General features: G+C 65.6%; 17 protein-coding genes. 8 read left to right on the forward strand and 9 right to left on the reverse strand.

The features are described from left to right. The first annotated feature begins 182 nt into the window (after positions 1 to 182). A complete protein-coding gene (locus Q0139_RS00505; protein ID WP_298015896.1) occupies positions 183 to 3,023 on the forward strand; it encodes a TonB-dependent receptor in 2,841 nt (946 codons plus the stop codon). 155 nt (positions 3,024 to 3,178) lie between these two features. After that, positions 3,179 to 4,225 (forward strand): phytase, encoded by a 1,047-nt coding sequence (locus Q0139_RS00510; protein ID WP_298015898.1) that lies wholly within the window; start codon positions 3,179 to 3,181, stop codon positions 4,223 to 4,225. A 178-nt stretch (positions 4,226 to 4,403) separates the two neighbouring features. On the opposite strand, the gene Q0139_RS00515 is transcribed toward Q0139_RS00510, so the two are convergent. Genes Q0139_RS00515 through Q0139_RS00530 form a run of 4 tightly spaced genes read right to left on the reverse strand, consistent with a single transcriptional unit; the run spans position 4,404 to position 6,763 of the window. Further along, positions 4,404 to 4,709, reverse strand: a complete 306-nt coding sequence (locus tag Q0139_RS00515) for a HigA family addiction module antitoxin (protein ID WP_298015900.1) — start codon at positions 4,707 to 4,709, stop codon at positions 4,404 to 4,406. 15 nt (positions 4,710 to 4,724) lie between these two features. After that, complete coding sequence (locus Q0139_RS00520; protein ID WP_298015902.1) at positions 4,725 to 5,000, reverse strand: type II toxin-antitoxin system RelE/ParE family toxin; 276 nt, start codon at positions 4,998 to 5,000, stop codon at positions 4,725 to 4,727. A gap of 57 nt (positions 5,001 to 5,057) precedes the next feature. Next, the gene (locus Q0139_RS00525) at positions 5,058 to 5,192 is read right to left on the reverse strand and encodes a hypothetical protein (RefSeq protein ID WP_298015904.1); all 135 of its coding nucleotides are present in this window, start codon (positions 5,190 to 5,192) and stop codon (positions 5,058 to 5,060) included. Further along, positions 5,189 to 6,763 (reverse strand): sodium:alanine symporter family protein, encoded by a 1,575-nt coding sequence (locus Q0139_RS00530; protein ID WP_298015906.1) that lies wholly within the window; start codon positions 6,761 to 6,763, stop codon positions 5,189 to 5,191. The genes Q0139_RS00525 and Q0139_RS00530 overlap by 4 nt, the downstream gene beginning before the upstream one ends. Positions 6,764 to 6,912: 149 nt before the next feature. On the opposite strand from Q0139_RS00530, the gene Q0139_RS00535 reads away from it, so the two are divergent. After that, entirely contained in the window at positions 6,913 to 8,181 is a 1,269-nt protein-coding gene (locus tag Q0139_RS00535) for a PepSY domain-containing protein (RefSeq protein ID WP_298015908.1), read from the forward strand. 239 nt (positions 8,182 to 8,420) lie between these two features. Then, a complete protein-coding gene (locus Q0139_RS00540) occupies positions 8,421 to 10,202 on the forward strand; it encodes a cyclic nucleotide-binding and patatin-like phospholipase domain-containing protein (RefSeq protein ID WP_298015910.1) in 1,782 nt (593 codons plus the stop codon). Positions 10,203 to 10,204: 2 nt separating this feature from the next. On the opposite strand, the gene Q0139_RS00545 is transcribed toward Q0139_RS00540, so the two are convergent. After that, positions 10,205 to 10,945 carry a hypothetical protein gene (locus Q0139_RS00545; RefSeq protein ID WP_298015912.1) on the reverse strand — a complete coding sequence of 247 codons (741 nt, stop codon included), beginning with the start codon at positions 10,943 to 10,945 and terminating at the stop codon, positions 10,205 to 10,207. After that, complete coding sequence (locus Q0139_RS00550; protein ID WP_298015913.1) at positions 10,945 to 11,433, reverse strand: sigma-70 family RNA polymerase sigma factor; 489 nt, start codon at positions 11,431 to 11,433, stop codon at positions 10,945 to 10,947. Before Q0139_RS00550 ends, Q0139_RS00545 begins: the two co-directional genes overlap by 1 nt. Positions 11,434 to 11,542: 109 nt before the next feature. Between Q0139_RS00550 and Q0139_RS00555 the strand changes: the two genes are divergently transcribed. The 4 genes from Q0139_RS00555 (at position 11,543) to Q0139_RS00570 (ending at position 16,841) form a co-directional block, all read left to right on the forward strand. Then, positions 11,543 to 12,799, forward strand: a complete 1,257-nt coding sequence (locus Q0139_RS00555; RefSeq protein WP_298015915.1) for a S8 family serine peptidase — start codon at positions 11,543 to 11,545, stop codon at positions 12,797 to 12,799. Positions 12,800 to 12,898: 99 nt separating this feature from the next. After that, the gene (locus Q0139_RS00560; protein ID WP_298015917.1) at positions 12,899 to 13,732 is read left to right on the forward strand and encodes a hypothetical protein; all 834 of its coding nucleotides are present in this window, start codon (positions 12,899 to 12,901) and stop codon (positions 13,730 to 13,732) included. A gap of 317 nt (positions 13,733 to 14,049) precedes the next feature. After that, positions 14,050 to 15,285, forward strand: coding sequence for a putative DNA modification/repair radical SAM protein (locus Q0139_RS00565; protein WP_298015918.1), 1,236 nt, complete (start codon positions 14,050 to 14,052; stop codon positions 15,283 to 15,285). A 167-nt stretch (positions 15,286 to 15,452) separates the two neighbouring features. Then, the gene (locus Q0139_RS00570; RefSeq protein WP_298015937.1) at positions 15,453 to 16,841 is read left to right on the forward strand and encodes a UdgX family uracil-DNA binding protein; all 1,389 of its coding nucleotides are present in this window, start codon (positions 15,453 to 15,455) and stop codon (positions 16,839 to 16,841) included. 207 nt (positions 16,842 to 17,048) lie between these two features. On the opposite strand, the gene Q0139_RS00575 is transcribed toward Q0139_RS00570, so the two are convergent. The 3 genes from Q0139_RS00575 to Q0139_RS00585 all read right to left on the reverse strand — a co-directional run. Continuing rightward, a complete protein-coding gene (locus Q0139_RS00575) occupies positions 17,049 to 17,471 on the reverse strand; it encodes a DUF202 domain-containing protein (RefSeq protein ID WP_298015920.1) in 423 nt (140 codons plus the stop codon). Then, positions 17,471 to 18,286: a DUF1206 domain-containing protein gene (locus tag Q0139_RS00580; RefSeq protein ID WP_298015922.1), complete on the reverse strand. Its 816-nt coding sequence runs from the start codon at positions 18,284 to 18,286 to the stop codon at positions 17,471 to 17,473. Before Q0139_RS00580 ends, Q0139_RS00575 begins: the two co-directional genes overlap by 1 nt. 70 nt (positions 18,287 to 18,356) lie before the next feature. Further along, positions 18,357 to 18,615: antibiotic biosynthesis monooxygenase (locus Q0139_RS00585; RefSeq protein ID WP_298015924.1), on the reverse strand; the 259-nt coding region annotated here is incomplete at its 5' end.

Here is an 18,615-nt window from a genome sequence, read left to right on the forward strand (position 1 = left end):
GGCTCCTCGCAATGACGACGAGAGTCTCGTGAACCTTGTAACTCACACCGCGAGGTTTGTGCTCATTGTGCAACGCAGCAAAATCGTCACATCCGTGTCGCCAACCTTTCATCATAGCCACATCGAAGAGTCACGCTTCCCGCCTAACCGATCCTGCAAATCCAACATGGGGGATCGCTTCGATGACCGTTTCTGCCTCGCGCCGCACCGGCGCGCGTTTCGCTGCCGCATTGCTTCTCACCTCTTCGCTTGCCGCGCCGGCCATTGCCGGAACCGTGACCGGTACCGTGACCGACGCAACCGATACGCGCTCGCTCCAGGCGGCGCAGCTGCGCATCGCCGAGCTCGACCGCGTCGCCGAATCGGATCGCGACGGCAGCTATCGCTTCGCCGACGTGCCCGCCGGCACCTATACCATCGAGGCGCGCTATATCGGTGCCGCGACGGTGCGGCAGGAAGTCGTCGTCCCGGATGAAGGCACTGTCGTTGCGGATATCGCGCTCGGCACCAGCGATGCGGGGATCATCGTCATCGGCCAGCGCGCCAACCTGTCGAGTTCGCTCTCCCGCCAGCGCGAGGCGGACGGCACGACCAGCGTCCTGACCCGTGACGCCGTCGGCCAGTTCCCCGACCAGAATGTCGCCGAATCGCTGCGCCGCCTGCCCGGCATCAACGTGCTGAACGACCAGGGCGAGGGGCGCTTCGTCTCGGTTCGCGGTCTCGACCCGAACCTCAACAGCAGCTCGATCAACGGCACGCGCATTCCGGCGCCCGAAAGCGACATCCGCGCGGTCGCGCTCGACGTCATTTCCTCCGACCTCATCGAATCGATCGAGGTCCGGAAGACGCTGACGCCGGACATGGACGCCGACACGATCGGCGCGTCGATCGAGATCAACACGGTCAGCGCCTTCGACCGGCAGGAAGACCTGCTCACCGCGCGGATCGAGGGCAGCTACAACCGCCTCAGCGACGATCTGTCGCCCAAGGGCAGCTTCGATTTCTCGACGCGGATTTCGGACGAGTTCGGTATTTCGGGCGGGTTCTCATACTATGAGCGCTTCTTCGAGACCGACAATGTCGAGGCCGACAGCTGGACCACGGGCGACAATGGCAACGACTATGCCCAGGATCTCGAATATCGCGACTATGATGTCGAGCGCGAGCGGATCAGCGCCTCGCTCAGCGCCGATATGCGCCCCTCCGACACCACGACCGTCTATATTCGCGGCGTCTTCAGCCAGTTCGACGACCAGGAATATCGCCGTCGGCTGATCTTCGATCTCGGCGATTTCGACGCCGTTTCGGCGGTTGCGGGCAACCAGGTGCAATTCTCCGATGCCGACGAGGAAATCGCCGTCGAGCGCGACATCAAGGACCGGTTCGAGCGGCAGCGCGTCTATTCGCTGACGATCGGCGGCGAGACCGAGACCGGCCCCTGGACCTTCGACTGGGCCGGCAGCTGGTCGCGCTCGTCGGAGTTCGAGAACGGTTCGATCGACCCGGCGACCTTCGCGCGCGATTTCGACGGCGACGGTTTCGTCGTCGGCTTCGATTATAGCGACCCGCAAATCCCCGCCTATTCGGTGATCTCCGGCGGCGCGCTGTTCAACGATCCCACCGAGTTCGAGCTCGACGAGATCGAGCTGACGGCGCTGTCCGATGCGCGCGACGAGGAGTTCATGCTGCGCGGCAATGTCGCCTACCGGATCCCGGCGGGCAGCGGCGACTTCACGATCCAGGCCGGCGCCCAGGCGCGCTGGCGCGAAAAGCGGTTCGACGGCAATGTCGAATTTTACGAGGACGCGACCGGCACCTTCACGCTCGCCGATGTGCTCGGCATGTCGACCTACCGTCTCGCCGCGATCGATCCTGTGCCCAGCTATGGCGGCGCACGCGACTATTTCACCGGCAATTTCGGTCAGTTCGAGTTGCAGCCGATCGACAGCCAGTTCGATTCCGCCGTCGGCGACTATCGCAACAACGAGGATATCTATGCCGGCTATCTGCTCGGCCGGTGGGACAGCGACACGCTGCGCGTCATCGGCGGCGTCCGGGTCGAGCGGACCGAGAACGAGATCAGCGCCAATCGCGTCGAGCTGATCGAGGAAGGCGCGACGTTCAACGGCATGGTTCTCGATGACGATATCGTGGTGGTCACGCCGAACAATTTCGAGCGCGACTATACCGACTGGCTGCCGAGCCTTAACGTCCGGTTCGAGCCGATCGACAATCTCGTCTTCCGCGCCGCGGGCTATCGCAGCCTGGTGCGCCCCAATCTCGGCGATCTCGCGCCGCGTTTCGCGGTCGAGCAGAATGACGATGACGAGCGCGAGGGCGAGTTCGGCAATCCCGACCTGCTGCCCTACGAGGCGTGGAATTTCGATGCCGGCGTCGAATATTATTTCGCCTCGAACGGCGCGATATCGGCGAACCTCTTCTACAAGGATATCAACAATTTCATCGTCGATTTCTTCGACGATGACGGCGGCACCTATAACGGCATCGCCTATGACGAAGCGGTGATTCCGATCAACGGCGAGAGCGCCGATATCTTCGGCATCGAGCTCAGCTACAGCCAGGCCTTCACCTTCCTGCCGAGCCCGCTCGACGGGCTGCTGTTCCAGGCGAACTACACCTATACCGACGCCAACGGCACGGTGTTCGACGAGGACGGGAACCTCCGCAACATCCCGCTCCCGGCCTCTTCGCAGAACACGTTCAACGTCGTGCTCGGATATGAAAAGGGCCCGATCAGCCTTCGCCTCGCCGGCACATATCGCGACATCTATCTCGACGAGCTGGGCGGCGATGCCGAAAGCGACCGCTATGTCGACGATCATTTCCAGCTCGACGCCTCGGTCCGTTTCCAGGCGACCGAGAATATCCAGCTCTTCTGGGAATGGGTGAATATCACCGACGCGCCCTATTTCGCCTATCAGAATTTCGGCGGCCAGCGGCGGCTCCTGCAATATGAGGAGTATGACTGGACGATGAAGTTCGGGGCGCGGGTGAATTTTTGATCGTAAACAGGGTTGCCAAAGCCGTCATTGCGAGGAGCCGAAGGCGACGCGGCCATCCAGAGCCACAAACGTTGTCCTCAGTAGCTCTGGATCGCTTCGCTTCGCTCGCAATGACGTCCAATTTTGGCTCTATGCCTGACCCAAGGGAGGCAAGCGTGCGACTGATCATTCCAACCGCCATGGCCCTGCTGGCCAGTGCCTGCGCCACGACACCGCCGCCCGATCCGGCGCGCGGCGTGCCGCTTGTCGCCTCGGCGCAGACGGCCAATGTCCGCAGCGTCGACGATGCAGCCGACGACCCGGCGATCTGGGTCAATCCGGCCGATCCGGCGGCGAGCCTGATCATCGGCACCGACAAGCAGGCCGGGCTCTATGTCTACGGCCTCGACGGCGCGGTCCGGGCATTTGCCGAGGCCGGGCGCGTCAACAATGTCGATCTTGCCACGGGCATATCGTTCGGCGGCGAGGAGGCGGTCATCGTCGGCGCCAGCGACCGCAACGACATGGCAACCGCGCATATCGCACTGTACCGGCTAAACACCGATCCCATCGCGCTCGAGCCGATCGGCCGCATCCCGGCGGGGCCGGGCGAGGGCTATGGCTTCTGCATGGCGCGGCTGGCCAACGGACAGCTCCACGCCTTCGTCAACACGACTGAGGGCAGCATCTACGATGTGCTCGTGACCCTGGAAGGCGAGCTATCCGGAAGCGTCTTCCGGACGATGACCGTGCCGAGCCAGCCCGAAGGCTGTGTCGTCGATACGCGCGAGAATGTCCTTTACGTCGGCGAGGAAGCGGCGGGCGTGTGGCGCTTCGATCTCGACAGCGGTGCAGGCGAACTCGTTGTCGCGGCAGACGGCAGCAACCTCGTCCCCGATGTAGAGGGTCTCGCCATCGCGCGCGGGGCCGAGGGCGACACCGACTATCTCGTCGTCTCGAGCCAGGGCGACAGCGCCTATGCGCTCTACCGGCTCGCCGATCTGGGCTATGCCGGCCGCTTCTACCTCGCCGACGGCACCGCCGCCGATGGCAGCGCGATCGACGGCACGACCGAAACCGATGGGATCGAGGTGACGACCGCGAGCCTTGGCCCGGCCTGGCCCAACGGAATCATGGTCGTGCAGGACGGCGCCACCCCGGCCGGCACGCAGAACTTCAAGATGATCGACTGGCGGCGGATCGTGGAGGGGCTGGGGCTTTAGAGTACGATGACTTCACTCTGAATCGTCATTGCGAGGAGCCGAAGGCGACGCGGCAATCCAGAGTCGCAGGCGATGCGCTCAGTAGCTCTGGATTGCTTCGCTGCGCTCGCAATGACGAACTCAAACAAGCACATGTCATCACGCCATAGATCGGTGTCGAATTCAGCGCGGCCAGAATTCAGGCAGCGAGCGCACGCACCCGCGCCAATCCCTCGGCGTCTTCTTCGCGCTCGATCGCCAGATCGTACCGCGCCTGCATGTCCAGCCAGAATTCCGCGCTGTTGCCAAATGCTTTGGCCAGGCGAAGGGCCACACGCGGAGTAACGGGCCGCTTCTCGTTGACGATCTGGTAGAGCGACTGTCGCGACAGGCCAAGTGCCGAGGCGATGCCCGTCATACTCTCATCGAGGCCGGGTAGCACGGTCTCGCGCAGAAATTCCCCGGGATGCATGGGCTGCAATCCTGCGAGTATCGAATTGGACATGATTGCCTTCTCCATTCAGTGATAATCGACCAAGTCGACATCGACGACATGTTCCCCGTCCCATCCGAACGTAATGCGCCAGTTCCCGCTCGCATCCACGGCATAGCGCTTCGGCTTTCCCTTGAGCGCGTGAAAGCGGAGCCCGGGAAGGTTAATGTCGTCCGGCGCTGTTGCCACGTCGAGCGCCATCAAGATTTGTCTGATCCGTGCCGGATTCTGCACTGAAAGCTTGCGCGGATCTCCGGTCGCGGCAAACCGTTTCAGCCCCTTGTGCCGAATGCTTCGGATCATTTGTCACGCATAACGTGACAGGGTGTAGTTGTCAACCTCTGGTTGACAGTCGGCGGCCTACCGCCCGTCGCCCGGTTCGATCGTCGCCTCCGTCACGAACTCGTTCGGCGTTTCGCGGCCATGGTCCTTGCCGGCGGCGCGGTTGCCCCTGGCGATGGCGAAGACGACGCCGGAGAGCCTACCGCCCCTCAATGTCCGCCGGGTGCGCCGCTGATTTCCTCGCTCAGTTCTGACGGCGTTTCGCGGCCATGGTCCTTGCCTGCTGTGCGGTTGCCGCGGGCTAGCGCGAACACGACGCCTGACAGGGCGAGCAGGGCGATGATGTTGGGCACCGCCATCGCGGCGTTAGCGATACCGCCGAGACGCCAGATCGTGTCGAGCGGAAGGAAGGCGCCGATGAAGATGACGACGCACCAGACCAGCCGCCAGATCATGTGCAGCACTTTCTCGCCGCGCAGGGAGGAACTGGACGACTGATCGTAAAGGAAGGTGATCGCGCGCTCGCCATAATAGCTCCAAGTAAGCAGCGTTGTGAACACGAACAGAATCAGCGCCAGCGAAGCGATCAGCGTGCCGATTGGGATTCCGCCCACCGCATAGGGAAAGACGGTGGCGAATGCGGCGGAGGTCGTCGCGAAGCCGGCGTTTTCTTCCAAGCCGAGGTCGGACTGCCAGACCTGCTGCATCATCACTTCGGTCTCGTTGCCGGTGAATGGGAAGTTCCCTTGTACCGTGAGAATGACGAGAGCCGTCATCGTGCAGATCACGACCGTGTCGATGAACGTGCCGAGCATCGCGAAGCGGCCTTGGGTCGCCGGATCGTTGGTCTGCGCCACGGCATGGGCGATCGGGGTCGAACCCTGACCGGCCTCGTTCGAGAACAAGCCGCGCTCGACGCCTGCTCGCACCGCCACGATCATCGCCGCACCAATAAAGCCGCCGCCTGCCGCCGTCGTGCTGAACGCGCCGGCGAAGATCTCGCGGAAGGTTTCGGGGATGTAATTGATGTTCAGGATGATCGCGATCAGCGCCATCACGATATAGAGAATAGCCATGAAGGGAACGACCTTCTCTGCGATCGAGCCAATCGACTTGATTCCGCCGATAATGACGATGAATACTGCCACGGCAACGATCAGACCGCCGATCCATTCCTGCAGCCCGGTCAGTTCGGTTATCGAATCGGCAACCGAGTTGGCCTGGATGCCATTCCCGGTGACGAGCGCGGAGAACAGCGCGGCGAGACAGAAGAAGATCGCCAGCCATTTCCATTTCGGCCCCAACCCGATCATTATGTAGCTCATCGGGCCACCGCGATAGTGGCCGTCCTCCGTCGTCTCGCGAAAGCGGATGGCGAGGGAACCTTCGGCAAAGGCCAGTGCCATGCCAATGATCGCCGTAACCCACATCCAGAAGATGGCGCCCGGCCCGCCCAACGCGATTGCCGTTGCGACGCCGGCGAGATTGCCCGTTCCGACTTGGCCCGAAAGTGCCGTTGAAAGCGCGGCAAAGGAGGAAATTTCGCCCTTGCCCTTCTCCGACTTCTTGAACAGTCCTGCAAAGGCAGGGAACAGCTTACGGAGCGGATATCCGCGCAGGCCGATCATCAGATACAGGCCCGCACCGAGAAGAATGATCACCATTGGCGGAAAGGGCATGATGGAAACGTCGTTCCACGTTCCGGCCCAGACCAGATCGCTGACATTCTCGATACTGTCGACGATGGCAGTGAAGCCGGTCGATGGTGGCGCGTCTGTCGCCATGGCAATGCTCCCCGTACTGAAACCCTCGGCGCGCCGGTTTAAAGGAACGGCGGGCGATGTAAACGCAAGCGCTGCACAGCCCGCCTCCGCCATGCGTGAGGGCCGATTATTGCGATTGACTTGCAATTGCAAAATGCTAGGGCGGATGGATGTATCGGGTCGACACTGTCGCCGAATCGGATCGGCGCGCGCATATCGGGAAAACCGCCGGCAGGGTCTTCTGGTTCCGGTTGCACAGTGCCATCGGCGCGAACCTCGCCTTCGTGCTCGCCTTTCTCTGCGCGACGGGAACGCTGGCGGTGTTCGCATGGGAGATCGACTGGCTGGCGAAGCCCGAGATGCGCGCCGAGATCGCGACGCCGCGCGACGATACCGACTGGACTCGCGTCGTCGCGGCAGCGGCCGCCGCTGCCGATCGCGAGGATCCGGGCGGGGCGATCGAGACGATAGAGACCGGACCGTCGGCGATCTTCGCGCCGACTGCCTATGTCCGCCGCGCCGATGGTGGCCTCGCGACCTATTATTTCGATCCCCGCACGGGTGAATTTCAGGGGCGCGGCGGGATGGTCGGCGTCAAGTCGATCCTGCGCGCCGTCCATTCGCGTCTCGCCATGCCCGGCAATAATGGCGTGCTGCTGGTTTCGGCCGTGTCGATCCTGCTCCTCGTCAGCCTGATCACCGCAATGCTGTTCCACCGCAAATGGTGGCGCGGTTTCGTCGCGATCCCCCGCCGACGCAAGGGCGCGCGCGTCTTCTGGGGCGACTGCCACCGAATGCTCGGCGCTTGGAGCCTCGCCTTCGGGATCGTCATGGCCGGGACGGGCCTGATCTACCTGTCCGAAGTGACGATCGGCGAAGCTCCTGAGTTCGAAGAGATGGGCTTTCCCGGCAAGGCGGAGAATGACGAGGCGGCGGCGGCCTTCCCGCGCGCGCTGGCGACGGTGCGCGCCGAATATCCCGATCTGTCGATCCGGCGGATCGACTGGCCGGGCCGGTCCGGCGCCGGTTTCGTCTTTTACGGGCAGGACGGCACGCTGCTCGTCCGGCCGCAGTCGAACGGCATGGGCGTCGATATCGCCAGCGGCGAGATCGTCTTCCGCCATTCGGGCAGCAAGGCCGGACTGCACCGGCGGATCGCCGAGGCCGCCGATCCCATCCATATGGGCCATTGGGGCGGCTATCCCTCGCGCACCGCCTGGTTCCTGTTCGGCGCGATGCTGACGGGACTGGCGCTGTCGGGCGGGGTCGTCGCCGCGAAACGCGCGGCATTTGGCAGGCCGGGTGGCGGGGACGACTCCCCGATCCGCTGGGCCGGGCGCGGCGCACGGCGCGGCATCGCCGGCGGCGTCATGCTGCTGGCGGTGGCGCTCGTCCTCATCGGCTTCAACCTGCCGAACGAAGTGGCGTTTTTGAGCTAGGACGGCGCGGATCCTCCCCGGAACGGGGAGGGGGACCATGCGAAGCATGGTGGAGAGGCACCTTGTCCAATAGCGAATCCTCTGAAGTGGCGGGTGCCCCTCCACCCCGCCCTGCGGGCGCGGTTCCCCTCCCCTTTCCGGGGAGGATTTACATCTGTTCCACCGCATGAATTTTTCCGCTAGACGCAAGACCATAAACACGGGGTCGCGCCGGAAATTTCAGGGAGCAGGGGGCCGCAATGGCGTCTGAATTATCGAAGGTCGAGGCGTTTGCCGAACTCGACGAAGCGGGTCTGGCGGCGCTGGAAGGCGCGGCGGAGATCAAGGTCGTGCGCGGCGGCGACTATCTCGTCCGCTATGGCGAGGAGGCCGATGCGCTCTATCTCGTCTCGACCGGGCGTTTCTACGTGCAGCTCCCCAATGGCCTCGTCGTCGCCGAAATCGGCGCGGGCGAACCGGTGGGCGAGCTCGCCTTCTTCTCCGGCGGCACCCGCACCGCCGATGTCCGCGCCAGCCGCGACAGCAGCGTTCTGGCGCTGACGCGCGAGGATTACGACCGGATCGTCGCCCAGCATCCCAAGATCGCCGACGGCATCCTCGCCGCGGTGTCGGGGCGCCTCGCTCGCGCCACCGCCTTTTCGCGTGCGATGGACGCGAAACCCGCAACCGTCATCACGATGATCCCGGCGGCGGGCACCGAATTCCCGCGCGATTTCGTCGAGCGGATCCGGCGCGAGATTGCCAAGGATTGCGACACGCGGATGCTGACCGTGGACGATCGGCCCGAGGGCCTTCCGGCGGACGGCGAATCCTTCGGCCGCTGGCTCGGCGAGATGGAGCGGAGCGGGCAGCGGCTGCTGCTCGTCGCCGGGCCCGACGAACGGTGGAACAAGCAGATCGCGCGCAATGGCGACGATCTCGTCATCGTCGCGCCGCTTTATGGCGAGGAATGCGGGCGCAGCGAGCTGGAAGACTATGCCATCCCGCTGTTCCTGCGTGCCAACCGGACGCTCGTCCTGTGGCGCGAACGGCGCGAGCAGCCGATCAACGGCTCGCTGCGCTGGCTCGAAAGCCGCAACGTCAAGTTGCATCATCATGTCCCGCTCGATTGCGACGAGGCCTTTGCCAGGGTCGGCCGTTTCCTGTGCGGCCGCGCCAACGGCGTCGTGCTGGCCGGCGGCGGCGCGCTGGGCTGCGCGCATATCGGTGTGATGCAGGGGATGATCGAAAACGGCATCCCGATCGATTTCTACGGCGGCACCAGCGCCGGGGCGGCGATGGGCGGTGCGATCGCGCGCGGCCTGACGCCCGAAGACACGCTGCAGCAGATGTACGACATGTTCATCAAGGCCAAGGCGATGAAGCGCCTGACTTTCCCCGTGCATTCGATCCTCGATCCGCGCGTTTTCGACGAACAGCTGACGCTGCGTTACGGCGAACAGGACATTGCCGACCTGCCGTATAATTTCTTCGGCGTGTCGACGAACCTCACGACCAACAGCGTCTATGTCCACCGCCGCGGGCCGCTCTGGCACGCGGTGCGCGCCTCGGGCTCGCTGCCGACGATCCTGCCGCCCTTTATCACCGATGACGGCGACGTTCTCGTCGATGGCGGCGTGCTCGACAATGTACCCGTCAAGATCATGCGCGCGAGCAAGGCCGGGCCGAACGTCGTCGTTAATTTGCGCGACGATGCGGGCGAGGAATGGCGGCTGCGCGATACCAAATACAGCTCGCTGCGCGGCCGATGGCGGCTGTTCCGCGATATCATCTTCCGCCGCAAGCCGCAGCAAGAATTCCCCAGCCTCGTCGACATCATGTCGCGATCGATGGTCGTCACCAGCGCCTCGACGGTCCGCCAGAGCCTCGACGATGCCGACGTCCTCCTCGTGCCGCCGATCCCCAAGACGATGAAGATCCTCGACTGGCACCTCGGCACCGAAGTGTCCGAAGACGCCCGCCGCTATGTCGCGGCGCGGATCCAGGAACAGGAAAAGCTGCAGGAAATGCGGGCGGCCTAGGTTCAGTCCCCCCATCCGGCATCACGCGCGGCGCGTTCCGCATCGGCGTCGAACGGCGCGCCGGCCATGACTGACCGGGCATATTCGAAGACGACCCGGTTGCCCGATCCCGCCTGGCGATAGTCGGGCTCGCCGGCCGGCAATTCCCGTTCCACGGCAAGCGCGAGACGCCATTCGCCGCCGGCTTTGCATGCCAGGCCGGCGAGTTCGGGCGATTCGAACGAGCGGCAATAGTCGCCGCTCTCGTCGCGGAAACTGATGCCGATCCGGATCGTCGCATCGCGTGACTGCGTCGCGGCGAGCTGCGTGTCGAGCGCCCGCGAAAGCGGGTCGCCGGCGGCGAGTGTGAGCGGATCGCCTGTCCCGCCGCCCGTGCCGCCGAGCATCGCCTGCCCGGCGAACAGTCCGATGGCGAGGCTGGCGGCGATCGCGGTCAATTGCGGGATGCCCCAGTTCGGGCGCGAAACACGGCGTTCTTCGCGATCGCGTTTGGCGGCGGCGAAATCGACGATACCGGCCTCTTCCGGCGTGCCGGCTTCCAGCATGGCGCGCAGCCGTTCGGGCACCGGTTCGCCGGCGACCGGGCCGTAATGTGCCTCTAGTTTCTGCTTCAGGCTGCGCTGCGCCGCGATCCGCCGCTCGAGCGCGGCATCGGTTTCGATCGCGGCTGCGATCCGCGCGGCTTCGGTCTCGGGCAATTCGCCGTCGAGCCAGGCCATCAGCTCTTCGTCCGACCAGGCCATCACGCCGCCTCCAGCATTTCGGCCAGCGCCCGGCGGCCGCGTGTCAGGCGCGAGGTCAGCGTGCCGATGGGAATATCCAGAATTTCGGCCGCTTCCTTATAGGCGAGCCCCTCCACGAGCACGAGTGCGACCGCCTCGCGCTGATCGCCGGTGAGCCGCTCCATCGCCCGTCCGATATCGGCCATTTCGGCGCGGCGCTCGATATCGCGATGCGCGTCGGTGCCGATATCGGCGCCGGCCTCTTCGGACGCGAAAGTCTTCGCGCGCCGCGCCCGGGCCCGGGTTTCATCGATCCAGCAATTGCGCATGATCCGGTACATCCATGAATCCAGCCTTGTGCCTTCTTGCCATTGTTCGCGCGACTTGAGCGCCCGTTCGATCGTCCGCTGGCATAGATCGTCGGCATCCGCCGCGTCGCGCGCCAGCGAACGGGCGAAGCGCCGCAATCGCGGCAGCAGTTCCAGCAGGTTGCGTTCGAAAGCCCGCAAAAACACAGTCTCCCACCATTTTCCCGCCGGTCTTCGCCTGTCAGGGAGTAAACGGCCCGGTCCATGCGTTTAATCCAGGGGCAAGCAAAAAAATGCAAGGAAGGCGAAGATGATCCGGTTCATGTCTCTCAAATTGGCACTCGCGGTGCTGGCGGCAGCGGCTTGCGGCCCGGGCGTGCAGGCGCAGCTCGTGCCTCCGGTCGGCGATATTCTCGACACGGTCGATCGGCTGGGTAACGATGCGTTGCGCGATGTCCGCCGGACTGCCGATGAAACCGGCCGCGCCGCCCGGCGGCTGGTGCGGCAGCGGCTTTCGCGCCTGCGCCGCCATGTCCGCCGCAGCGGTGGCGCGCTCGAAATGAGCGCGGACGGCCCGGCGGTGCGCGGCGAAATCCTCGCGCTGGATGCCGGGGAGGAGGGCCTTGTCCGTGCCCGTGAGGCCGGGTTCAGGCTGTTATCGGAGGAGCGAATCGAAGGTCTGGATATCGCCTATGTCCGGCTCGGCATTCCCGAAGGACTGTCGGTCGACGAAGCCGGCGCGCTGCTGGAGATGCTCGGCCTCGGCGGCGAAGCCGCGCCCGACCATATCTATTTCACGAGCGGGACGGCATCGCTCGCGATCGCGGCGCAGTCGGCATTGGCGGGCGGCACGGTCTCCCGTCCGGCGATCGGCATCGTCGATGGTGGGGTGGCGCGTCATCCATCGCTTTCGGGCGGGGTCGAGCAGCGCGGCTTCGCGCGCGGCGCGCCCATTGCGAGCGAACACGGCACCGCCGTCGCCTCGCTGGCTGCGGGGCGCGGTGCGATCGATGGCGGCGCGCCGGGCGTGGCGCTGCTCGTCGCCGACATCTATGGCAATGATCCCGCCGGCGGCAGCGCGAGCGCCGTCGCGCGGGCGATCGGCTGGATGGCGCAGCGCCGGGTTCCCGTGGTGACGCTGAGCATCGCCGGCCCCGCCAACCCGCTCGTCGGCGAGGCGGTCCGCCGTGCCCGGGCGAGGGGGATCCTCTTCGTCGCCGCCGTCGGCAATGACGGGCCCGCCGCGCCGTCCTCCTATCCCGCCTCCTTTCCCGGCGTCATCGCCGTGACCGGTGTCGATCGACGCAACCGCGTCCTCCCCGAAGCCGGGCGCGCGGCGCATCTCGACTATGCCGCGCCCGGCGCCGACATGCGCGCCGCTTCGGCCCGCGGCGGCGCGCGGCGGGTGCGCGGCACCTCGTTCGCCGCGCCGCTCGTCGCCGGGCGGCTGGCCGCGCTCGGCAGCCGCGCGCGGCTCGACGCCGAAGCTCAGGATCTCGGCGAACGAGGACCGGACGATGTCTATGGGCGCGGGCTGATCTGCGGAAACTGCCGGAATTCGGACTGACAGAAATTTTTTTCGGTTATTCGGATTAAACCGGCGCGGCGTCTCGTTGTCGCCATGAAGGCCCCGAACGGCCTTGCGAAACGGACAAGGAGACGACCGATGAAACAGACAGTTTTTTTCTCGACCGCCATCGCTGCGATCGCGTTTGCGGCCTCGCCCGCTCCGGCGCAGCTGCTCGGCGGTAGCGTGGGCGGCGGCCTTGGCGGTGTCGTCAGCGGAACGCTGGGCAATGCCGGCGATCCGATCGGCCGCGCCCGCGGTACGATCCGTTCAACCGTCGATTCGACGGCCCGGCTGCGCGTCGATCGCAGCCTCGACATGCGCGAAGGCCGCGCGAGCGCCGGCGCCGAAGGTGAAGGATCGCTGACCGGCAGCGTCGACGGTGCAGCCTCCTCGACTCTCGGTTCGGCCGGGCTCGGCGGCGCCGCCGATGCCCAGGGCCGCGGTAGCGCCGGTGCGAGCGCCGATGGCCCCGGCACGAACGCGCTGCGCGGCACGGTCGGCCGCACGGTCGGCAATGTCCGGCAGACTGCGGGAGAGGCACGCGGCGCCGCGAACGGCGCGGCCTCGGCGGCCGGCGGCCTCGTCCCGGGCAGCGGTTCGGCTTCGGGCAGCGGTTCGGGTAGCGCTTCGGGATCGGCTGGCGGCGGCGCATTCGACGCCGCTGGCAGTGCGGCGGGCGACGCCGCCGGCGCGGCTTCGGTCGCGCCCGGCATGGCGGTCGAGGATGCACGCGGCCGGGCGATCGGTACCGTCGCCGGCCTGCGGGCCGATGGCGAAGGCTTTGTCGACAGCGTGATCGTCCAGACGGGCGACCGGCTGGCGATGATCGACGCGAGCAATTTTCGTGTTTCGGGCGATACGCTCGTTTCGACGATGACCCGCGCCGAAATGCGCCGCGAAGCCCGGCGTCAGCAGCAGGACAACAACTAGATCCACGGTATCCTGTGATAGTGGAGGAGGCCCCGGGGCGCGTTGCGTCAGCCCGGGGCTTTCTCCATCCCGCGCGGGGCATCGACAGCAGAGCAGCAGCGGTTCGGCATGGCCATTCAGCCCACGCTACATCTGCCCCCGACTCTAGGTTGCTTATCGCCCTCAGCGTGTCGGTATGATCTAAGCCGCGATTCGCCGCGCTGATGTCGGCGATCCGGCGCGGCGATTTTTCGGACCCGGCCAGCCGCTCCTGCTGAATTCCGTCGGCAATACATTGGCTTGACGGTCCGGCCAAGAGCGAACATAACAGGAACATAATGGCCGTTCTCTCCCGTTCCGAAAAGCTCGCGATCCTTGCCGATGCGGCGAAATATGATGCGTCCTGCACGTCTTCGGGGTCGGTGAAGCGCAACTCGCTCAAATCGGGCGGGATCGGTTCGACGACGGGGATGGGCATCTGCCACAGCTATGCGCCGGACGGGCGGTGCATCTCGCTGCTCAAGATCCTGATGACGAACTACTGCATGTTCGACTGCCATTATTGCATCAACCGGACGTCCTCCAACGTGCGCCGCGCGACGTTCACGGTGCAGGAGGTCGTCGATCTCACGCTCGATTTCTACAAGCGCAACTATATCGAAGGCCTGTTCCTGTCCTCGGGCATCATTCGCAGCCCCGACTGGACGATGGAGCAGCTCGTCGAGGTGGCGCGCAAGCTCCGCGTCGAGCACAAGTTCGGCGGCTATATCCACCTGAAAACGATCCCCGAGGCCGATCCCGACCTGATGACGGAAGCGGGCAGATATGCCGACCGGCTGTCGATCAATATCGAGCTGCCCGACGACCGGGCGATCGCGGCCTATGCGCCCGAAAAGAGCGGCAAGCGCATCCGCAAGACGATGGCGACCTTGGGCCACCGGATCGGCGAGGCAAAGGTCGAGCGCAAGGCGAACCGCAAGGCGCCGCTCTTCGCGCCGGGCGGGCACAGCACGCAGATGATCGTCGGCGCCGATCCGTCGAACGATGCCAAGATCCTGACGACGAGTTCGGGGCTCTACGGCAGCTATGGCCTCAAACGCGTCTATTATTCGGCGTTCAGCCCGATCCCCGATGCCTCGTCGCGCCTGCCCGTCGCCGCGCCGCCGCTGATCCGTGAGCATCGGCTCTACCAGGCCGACTGGCTGCTGCGGTTCTACGGGTTCACGGTTGGCGAGATACTGGAAGGCGGGGAGGGCGGCCATCTCGATCTCGCCATCGACCCAAAGCTCGCCTGGGCGCTCAAAAATCGCGGCGGCTTTCCCGTCGACCTCAACCGCGCCGATCGCGAAACCCTGCTGCGCGTGCCGGGGCTGGGGACGAAGGGGATCGGCAAGATCCTCTCGGCCCGGCGCTTCGGCGCGCTGCGGCTCGGCGATCTCGAGCGGCTGGTGCAATCGGTGCGCAAGATCCTGCCCTTCGTAACGCTGGCCGACTGGCACCCGGGCGGCAGGCTCGATTCGCTCAGCCTGCGCGCAAGGCTGACGCCGCCGGCGGAGCAAATGGAGCTGTTCTGATGGGTGGGGCCGCTTCCAGTCTCAACCGTCATGCTGAACTTGTTTCAGCATCCACTCTTCAATCCGTACCATCCGTCCGAGAGGAGGAGTGGACCCTGAAACAAGTTCAGGGTGACGGGACAAAGGGAGGAGAACTCCTTCGCATCACGCTCGCCTCCGAAACCGACATTGCCGGATGGCGCGACAAGGCGCGGGCGTTGCTGGCGGCGGAAGTCGCGCCCGACCGTGTCATTTGGGACGTCGAGGGCCGCGCGGCGACCGGCGATCTTTTGGCGCAGGGAGACGGCGCGATCCCGCCGCCCATGCCGGGTGCGAAGCTGCGTATCGCCAAGGAATTGCTCACGACGATCGAAACCGCGCTGCTCCACCGCGACGAGGAGCGGTTCGCGCTCGCTTACGACATCGTCTTTCGCGCCCAGCGTCAGCCAAAGCTCCACCGCAACCCCGCCGATTCCGGCATCAAGCGCCTGAACGCCTATGCCAAATCGGTGCGGCGCGACATTCACAAGATGCACGCTTTCGTGCGCTTCCGGAAGGTCGGCGAGCAAGCGGCGCGCGAGCGGTTCGTCGCCTGGTTCGAACCCGACCATCATATCACCGAGGCCGTCGCGCCCTTCTTCCGCAACCGTTTCACCGGCATGGACTGGCTGATCGTGACGCCCGAAGCCTCGATCGCCTGGGACGGCAAGGCGCTGGCGACGGGGCCGGGCGGATCGCGCGCCGATGTGCCGGGGGAGGATGCGGTCGAAGGCGAATGGCGCGCCTATTACGGCCATATTTTCAACCCCGCACGATTGAAGATGGATGCGATGCGCGCCGAGATGCCGGTGAAATATTGGAAGAACCTGCCCGAGGCGGAGCTGATCGCGCCGCTCGCCCGTTCATCGGCCGGAAGGACGCAGCAAATGCTCGAAGAAAAGAAAGCGCCGGGGCTGTTCGTCGGCGAGACGCAGATCGAAGCAAAGCCGGAATTCGGTTCGCTCGAAGAACTGTACGAGGCGATGGCCAAGGCCGATCTGCCGCGCAAGGGCTTTTCGGATCGCTTCATACCGGGCGCGGGCCCTGTCGGTGCGCCGCTCTTTTTCGTTGGCGAGCAGCCCGGCGATGTCGAGGACCAGGAGGGCAGGGCGTTCGTCGGTCCGGCGGGCCAGTTGCTCGACACGGCGTTGGAGAAAGCCGGGATCGATCGCGACCGTGCTTTCGTCACCAATGCCGTCAAACGCTTCAGATTCCAGCAGCGCGGCAAAAGGCGCATCCACCAGACGCCGACGGCGGGCGAGATCGACATGCATCGCTGGTGGCTCGACCAGGAACGGCTCCTGGTGGAGCCCAAGGTGATCGTTGCGCTCGGCAGTAGCGCCGCCCGCGCCCTCGCCGGCAAGCCGCTCAAGATCGCCCAGTGGCGCGGCCAGCCGCTCGACTATGCGGGCGATGCAAAACTCGTTGTCACCGTTCACCCCAGCTTCCTTCTCCGCCTGCCGGACGAGGAAGGCAAAAGGATCGAGCGGGAGAAATTCGTGCGCGACTTGGAACTCGCGCGGGAGTTGGCGGCGTAAAGGCGACAGTGGGAATGGCCGCGCCGGCCTGCGCATCCGCTTCCGGCCCAACGAAAAGCCCCTCCGTCGCGGCGCGGTCTGGACGATCGGCGCCGTATCGGCGGAGAGGCCGGGCGGGGCCTGCGGCCCCGTCGATTTCCGGGACGGACCTAACCGCCACCGGCTGCGACTCGCATAGCATATTTCGCCGCCACGGGCGAGCCGGCGCTAGCCTGCCGGGCCCGCCTCCATCATCCACATCCCGGCCACCAGCGCAGCGCTGGCCGCGATCATGACGCCGGCGGTGATCCGCATATTGACCCCGCCGATCGGCTCGGCCTTGTGACAGGTAAGCCGGTCATAGACATGGGCCGCCTTGCGCTGCGCCGCGAACATGATGAAGATCCCAATCAGGATGAACGCCGTGGCGATCGCGCGCGGCAGCCACCACGGCTGGAGCGAGCCGAACAACGCATTGAAGCCGAGACCGATGCCGACGCCCGCCAGCCCGGTCCGCATCCAGCCGGCGAAGGTCCGCTCGTTCGCCATCAGCGTCCGGTCCTCGGCGAACTCGGTCCGCTCGTCGGCGAGCTTCGTCCGGTCCTCGGCGAGCTCGTTGCCGTCCTTGTCGCTGCGTTCCTCGCCGGCCATCAATGGGCGGCGGCGCGCAGGCGTTGCAGCACGTCCTCGTCGCGGATCCGGCGGTATCGCGCCATGACCAGGCTGTAGACGCCGAAGAGCAGCAGGCCGATCGCGACGACCATATAGAGCCACTGGGTGTCGCGCAGCGTCGCCAGCACCTCGCCGATCCCGCCGACCTCGTTCGCCCGGCCGGCCAGCGCGGCCGATGCCACCGTCCAGCCGAGCACGAAGAAGACCACCGCGCGGGCGGCGTAGCCGGCACGGCCGATATATTTCGCGGCGTGCGGCGCGTCCGCGTCGAGCCGGAACATGAACTTGGCAGTATAGGCTTTCACGGCCTGATTGAGCGCGGCGGCGAGGAAACCGAGGCCGATCAGGGCGAGCAGGATTTCGCCGAACGGAAGCGAGAGCAGCCAGCTCGCGGCTTGCTCTTCGGTGCCGCCGCTTCCCGATCCGCCGCCGGAGCTGCCGCCCGACCCGAAGGCATGGCTCAGCGCGTACCAGGCAAGGAACAGATGCGCGAAGCCGCTCGCCGCATGGCCGATCCGCTTGCCCGCGCCCTTGGCGCCGGAGCCGTCGCCCTGAATATCGATCGCCGCGCCGTAGAGCCGGAAGATGCCGTAACCGGCCAGCCCGATGCCGACGAGCGCCAGCAGGATCGTGCCCGCCGGCATGTCCCTGATCTCCTGCAGCACGCCGGTCGGCCCGTCGGCATTGGCGGTGCTCAGCGCGAAATAGCCGAGCAGGATATAAACCACCCCGCGCGCCAGAAACCCGATCCGGGCGAATGTTTCGACGCGCGTGACGCGGCTCGATGCGGACATGTGCGAATTCCTCCTGTTGCAAGGAGAAGCGCGCAAGGTACGGATTTGGTTCCCGAAATCGGATTGAGCGTCAGGCGAGGTCGACTTGCTCGGCGCGATGGACCGTCATCTCCGGCCGCGCCGCCGCGAGCCCGCCGAGCGCCTTGGCAAAGGCGCGCGATTCCGGCACCGCGAAATGCGCCCGCAACGCCGCCTCGTCCCGCCAATATTCGACGAACACGATGCGGCTGCCATCCTCGGCATCGACATGCACATTGTGCGCCACGCACCCCGGTTCGGCGCGCGAGCGCACACAATGCTCGCGGCTGAGGCGGAGCATTTCGTCATGC

The organism is uncultured Parasphingopyxis sp., assembly GCF_937129435.1.
Classification (GTDB): Bacteria; Pseudomonadota; Alphaproteobacteria; order Sphingomonadales; family Sphingomonadaceae; genus Parasphingopyxis.

Coding starts and splice junctions, on each gene's coding strand:
- Q0139_RS00505 (WP_298015896.1), top strand. CDS start 183: ATGACCGTTTCTGCCTCGCGCCGCACCGGCGCGCGTTTCGCTGCCGCA.
- Q0139_RS00515 (WP_298015900.1), bottom strand. CDS start 4,709: ATGTCCAATTCGATACTCGCAGGATTGCAGCCCATGCATCCCGGGGAA.
- Q0139_RS00520 (WP_298015902.1), bottom strand. CDS start 5,000: ATGATCCGAAGCATTCGGCACAAGGGGCTGAAACGGTTTGCCGCGACC.
- Q0139_RS00530 (WP_298015906.1), bottom strand. CDS start 6,763: ATGGCGACAGACGCGCCACCATCGACCGGCTTCACTGCCATCGTCGAC.
- Q0139_RS00535 (WP_298015908.1), top strand. CDS start 6,913: ATGTATCGGGTCGACACTGTCGCCGAATCGGATCGGCGCGCGCATATC.
- Q0139_RS00540 (WP_298015910.1), top strand. CDS start 8,421: ATGGCGTCTGAATTATCGAAGGTCGAGGCGTTTGCCGAACTCGACGAA.
- Q0139_RS00545 (WP_298015912.1), bottom strand. CDS start 10,945: ATGGCCTGGTCGGACGAAGAGCTGATGGCCTGGCTCGACGGCGAATTG.
- Q0139_RS00555 (WP_298015915.1), top strand. CDS start 11,543: ATGATCCGGTTCATGTCTCTCAAATTGGCACTCGCGGTGCTGGCGGCA.
- Q0139_RS00560 (WP_298015917.1), top strand. CDS start 12,899: ATGAAACAGACAGTTTTTTTCTCGACCGCCATCGCTGCGATCGCGTTT.
- Q0139_RS00565 (WP_298015918.1), top strand. CDS start 14,050: ATGGCCGTTCTCTCCCGTTCCGAAAAGCTCGCGATCCTTGCCGATGCG.
- Q0139_RS00575 (WP_298015920.1), bottom strand. CDS start 17,471: ATGGCCGGCGAGGAACGCAGCGACAAGGACGGCAACGAGCTCGCCGAG.
- Q0139_RS00580 (WP_298015922.1), bottom strand. CDS start 18,286: ATGTCCGCATCGAGCCGCGTCACGCGCGTCGAAACATTCGCCCGGATC.